Below are 1,376 nucleotides of genomic sequence, written 5' to 3'. Positions count from 1 at the left end.
CAGGGCAAACGCATATAAGATTTTAGGGCGTAGCCCTTTTATTTTAGACTAATATCAATTATAATTTTCAATATAAATCAAAAATGAAGGGGAAGATTTTTATAAAGAAACTAAATATATTTGATGCATTTAATGAGGTCGAAGACCCAAGAGGAGATAACAAAAGACATAAGTTTATAGATATTATAGGAATAGCTATATGTGCTATAACTAGTGGTGCAGAATCCTATAATGGTATTGTGGAATTTGCAGAAGCAAGCGAAGAATGGCTAAAAATGTATTTTGAGCTTCCTAATGGAATTCCATCACATGATACATTTAACAGAGTATTTTCTCAAATAGATCCTAAACAATTTCAAAAATCCTTTAATGATCTAATGAAAGAGTTATCTAGTTTAGTAAAAGGTGAAATAGTATCTATAGATGGCAAAACACTAAGAGGTTCATCTTGTGATAGTTCAAATCAAAAAGCAATTCATATGGTTAGTGCTTGGGCAAATGAAAACCAAGTGGTTTTAGGTCAAATCAAAACAGAAGACAAATCCAATGAGATTACAGCAATTCCTAAATTATTAGAGCTATTAGAGTTAAAAAATACTATTGTTACTATTGATGCTATGGGTACTCAAAAGAAAATAGCAGAAGCAATTATAGAAAAAGAAGCAGATTACATATTGGCATTAAAGAAAAACCAAGAAACTCTTTATGATAATGTGGAATTATTTTTTCATTCAATAATAAAAGATGAAATGAAAGATGTAGATGTACTTAAACTTATTAGCAAAGAAAAGAATCATGGAAGAATTGAAACAAGAAAATATTATTTAGTTAATGATATTTCATGGTTACATAACAAAGAGGATTGGAAAAATATAAAATCAATAGGAATGGTTGAACGAAAGCGAATTATTGGAGAAAAAGAAACATTTGAACGCAGCTATTATATAACTAGTGTTGAATCAATAGAATTATTTTCTAAAGGTGTAAGACAACATTGGGGCATAGAGAATAAACTTCATTGGGTTCTAGATGTTTCTTTTAACGAAGATAAATGTAGAGCTAGGAAGAATAATTCTGCTGAAAATCTAGCAGTCTTACGACACTTATCATTAAATTTACTCAGGGAAGAGAAAACTTCAAAGAAAAGCTTAAATTTGAAGAAACTTAGATGTGCTTTAGATAAAAGCTATTTAGAGAAAGTTATTTTTAACCCTCTACGAGGTAAAGAATAGAAAAATAAAAATACTCCAAGGATAAGTGTATAATTAATTTACAGAATATTAAAACAAATATACATTAGCAAAAATTATTTAACATAATTTAAAAATACATCTTTATATTGGAATAAAACACAATATAAAGATGCGTTTGCCCTG

Annotated in this window: 1 protein-coding gene; it reads left to right on the top strand. The window is 28.3% G+C overall.

All coding sequences use genetic code 11. The features are described 5' to 3' along the window. The first annotated feature begins 83 nt into the window (after window positions 1–83). The gene (locus tag RH99_RS17975; protein WP_010241724.1) at window positions 84–1,232 is read left to right on the top strand and encodes an ISAs1 family transposase; all 1,149 of its coding nucleotides are present in this window, start codon (window positions 84–86) and stop codon (window positions 1,230–1,232) included. Window positions 1,233–1,376: the final 144 nt, after the last annotated feature.

The organism is Clostridium arbusti SL206, from assembly GCF_000246895.1.
Taxonomy (GTDB): domain Bacteria; phylum Bacillota; class Clostridia; order Clostridiales; family Clostridiaceae; genus Clostridium_I; species Clostridium_I arbusti.
This window is presented reverse-complemented; position numbering and strand designations above follow the sequence as displayed.